Below are 3,114 nucleotides of genomic sequence, written 5' to 3'. Positions count from 1 at the left end.
CTCACCGACGACCAGCGGGTGCTCACCGGCTGCAATGTGGAGAATGTCTCATATGGCCTGAGTCTCTGCGCCGAATGCGGTGTGGTGTCTGCGCTCTACGCCGGCGGCGGCGGGCGGCTGGTCGCGCTGGCTTGCGCGGATGCCGCTGGGGCGGTGTTGATGCCGTGCGGTCGGTGCCGCCAGGTGCTGCTGGAGCACGGCGGCCCGGAGCTGTGGATCGATCACCCGGGCGGGCCGCGTCGGCTCGGCGACCTGCTGCCCGACGCGTTCGGCCCGGAGAACCTGCCGTGACCGTTTTTGACGCCCCCACGCTGATCCGCACCAAGCGCGACGGGCACCGGTTGTCCGACGCGGCGATCGACTGGATCATCGACGCCTACACCGGCGGTCTGCTCGCCGAAGAACAGATGTCGGCGTTGTTGATGGCAATCTGCCTGCGCGGCATGGACGTCGGCGAGACCGCGCGCTGGACCGCGGCGATGGTGAACTCCGGCGAGCGGATGGATTTCCCCGGCCTGGTGACCGTGGACAAGCACTCCACCGGCGGGGTGGGGGACAAGATCACCCTGCCACTGGTCGCCGTCGTCGCCGCCTGCGGTGGCGCGGTGCCGAGCGCGTCCGGCCGCGGACTCGGCCACACCGGCGGCACCCTGGACAAGCTGGAGTCGATCGCGGGCTTCGACGCGGCGCTCTCCGGCGAGCGGGTGCGGGCCCAGCTCGCCGACGTCGGCGCGGCGATCTTCGCGGCCGGCCGGCTGGCGCCGGCCGACGCCAAGCTGTATGCGCTGCGCGATGTCACCGGCACCGTGGAGTCGGTGCCGCTGATCGCGAGTTCGGTGATGAGCAAGAAGCTGGCCGAGGGGGCTGGCGCGCTGGTGCTCGATGTCAAGGTCGGCTCCGGGGCGTTCATGCCATCGGCGGGGCAAGCCCGCGAGTTGGCACGTCTCATGGTCGAGCTGGGTGCGACGCACCGGGTACCCACCCGCGCGCTGCTGACCGACATGAACTCGCCGCTGGGCGCGACCGTCGGCAACGCCCTCGAGGTGGCCGAGGCGCTGGACGTGCTGGCCGGCGGCGGCCCCGCCGACGTGGTGGAGCTGACGCTGGCCCTGGCCGCCGAGATGCTGACGATCGCGCGCATCGACGGCACCGACCCGGCACAGACCCTGCGCGACGGCACCGCGATGGACCGGTTCGCCGCACTGGTCGCCGCTCAGGGCGGCGACCTGTCGGTTCCGTTGCCCATCGGCGCATGTTGCGAGACGGTGACCGCGCCCCGAGGCGGCACAATGGGAGACATCGACGCGAGGGCGGTGGGGATGACGGCGTGGCGGCTCGGCTCGGGTCGGGCGCGCCCAGGCGAGCGGGTGCAGGCCGGCGCCGGCGTGCGTATCCATCGCCGCCCCGGCGAACCGGTGATCGCCGGCGAGCCGTTGTTCACGCTGTACACCGACACCCCGCAACGTTTCACCGCCGCGCTGACCGAACTGCGCGGAGGCTGGCGCGTCGCCGACGCACCGCCGGCCCCGCGGTCACTGGTCATCGATCGGATCGAGCCGTGAACCCGTCGGCGACGATGCAGACAATGCAGACGATGCAGACGATGCAGACGATGCACTGGGGGCACCAGCCGCTTGCGGACGAAAGCGACCGGGAGCGCCGGTGGCAGAGCCGTTGAGCCTGGAGCTGATCCAACGCGCGCCCAAGGTGCTGCTGCACGACCACCTCGACGGGGGGCTGCGCCCCGCCACCGTGTTGGAGATCGCCGGTCAGATCGGCTACGACGAGCTGCCCGCCACCGACGCTGATGAGCTGGAAACCTGGTTTCACACCCAATCACACAGCGGATCTCTGGAGCGTTACCTGGAGCCGTTCTCGCATACGGTGGCGGTGATGCAGACGCGCGAGGCGCTGCACCGGGTCGCCCGCGAATGCGTGGCCGACCTGGCCGCCGACTCGGTGGTGTACGCCGAGGTGCGCTTCGCCCCCGAGCTGCACATCGAGGGCGGGCTGTCGTTCGACGAGGTGACCGAAGCGGTGCTGGCCGGTTTCGCCGACGGGGAGCGCGACGCCGTCGCCGCCGGCCGTCCGATCACGGTGCGCTGCCTGGTCACCGCGATGCGCCATGCGGCGCTGTCGAAGGAGATCGCCGAGCTGGCGATCCGGTTCCGTGACGACGGCGTGGTGGGCTTCGACATCGCCGGCGCCGAAGCCGGCCACCCGCCGAGCCGGCACCTGGATGCGTTCGAGTACATGCGCGACCACAACGCCCGCTTCACCATCCACGCCGGCGAGGCATTCGGCTTGCCGTCGATCCACGAGGCGATCGCGTTCTGCGGCGCGGACCGGCTCGGACACGGGGTGCGAATCGTCGACGACATCAGTGTGGAGCCGGGTGGAAGCGTCCGCTTGGGCCGGTTGGCGTCGATCCTGCGGGACAAGCGGATTCCGCTGGAGCTGTGCCCGAGTTCCAACGTGCAGACCGGCGCCGTCGCCAACCTCGCCGAGCACCCCTTCGACCTGCTGGCGCGGGCCCGGTTCCGGGTGACCGTCAACACCGACAACCGGTTGATGAGCGACACCACCATGAGCAAGGAGATGCTGGCGCTCTCGCAGACGTTCGGTTACGGCTGGAGCGACCTGGAGCGGTTCACCATCAATGCGATGAAATCGGCGTTCGTCTCATTCGACCAGCGGCTGGCCATCATCGACGAAGTGATCAAACCGCGCTACGCGGTGTTGATCGGCTGACGTGACTTCGGATTAAAGCCGGGCCAAAAGGGCCAAAAAGGCCAAAAAGGCCAAAAAGGCCACAAGGAGAGGCCGGGCAGCCGTAGCGCTGCCCGGCCTTCGCGGTTGGTCGGTCAGTGCTCGACGACCGTGGCTTCCTCCTCGCCTGGCTTCCAGCTGATGATGCCGTGCTCGAAGGTCTGCTGCTTGCCAGCATCGGCAGTGTTCGTCTCGTCGCTGGTCGGGTAGCCCAGCTTGCCCTGCGAGCCACCCAGCTCGTTCCACTTGTCGCGGATCTTGCCCCAGACCACGTAGGACCGGGTGGTGTGGACGATGACACCGCCGTCGAACTTCTGGAAGACGCCGCCGTCGGGGTTCTTCTGC

The 3,114-nt window shown here is 69.4% G+C and carries 4 protein-coding genes; 3 read left to right on the top strand and 1 reads right to left on the bottom strand.

Annotation, left to right across the window (positions count from 1 at the left end; all coding sequences use genetic code 11):
* The 3 genes from AC2VOP_RS05050 to AC2VOP_RS05040 all read left to right on the top strand — a co-directional run.
* Positions 1-291 (top strand): cytidine deaminase (locus tag AC2VOP_RS05050; protein WP_486959927.1); only part of this gene is annotated, 291 nt, incomplete at its 5' end.
* Entirely contained in the window at positions 288-1,562 is a 1,275-nt protein-coding gene (locus AC2VOP_RS05045; RefSeq protein WP_486959926.1) for a thymidine phosphorylase, read from the top strand. The genes AC2VOP_RS05050 and AC2VOP_RS05045, both read left to right, overlap by 4 nt.
* A gap of 100 nt (positions 1,563-1,662) precedes the next feature.
* Positions 1,663-2,751: an adenosine deaminase gene (locus AC2VOP_RS05040; protein WP_486959925.1), complete on the top strand. Its 1,089-nt coding sequence runs from the start codon at positions 1,663-1,665 to the stop codon at positions 2,749-2,751.
* A gap of 113 nt (positions 2,752-2,864) precedes the next feature.
* Here AC2VOP_RS05040 and AC2VOP_RS05035 read toward each other — a convergent pair.
* Positions 2,865-3,114: LGFP repeat-containing protein (locus tag AC2VOP_RS05035; RefSeq protein ID WP_486959924.1), on the bottom strand; the 250-nt coding region annotated here is incomplete at its 5' end.

Source organism: Mycobacterium sp. TH-M106 (assembly GCF_057473765.1).
This window is presented reverse-complemented; position numbering and strand designations above follow the sequence as displayed.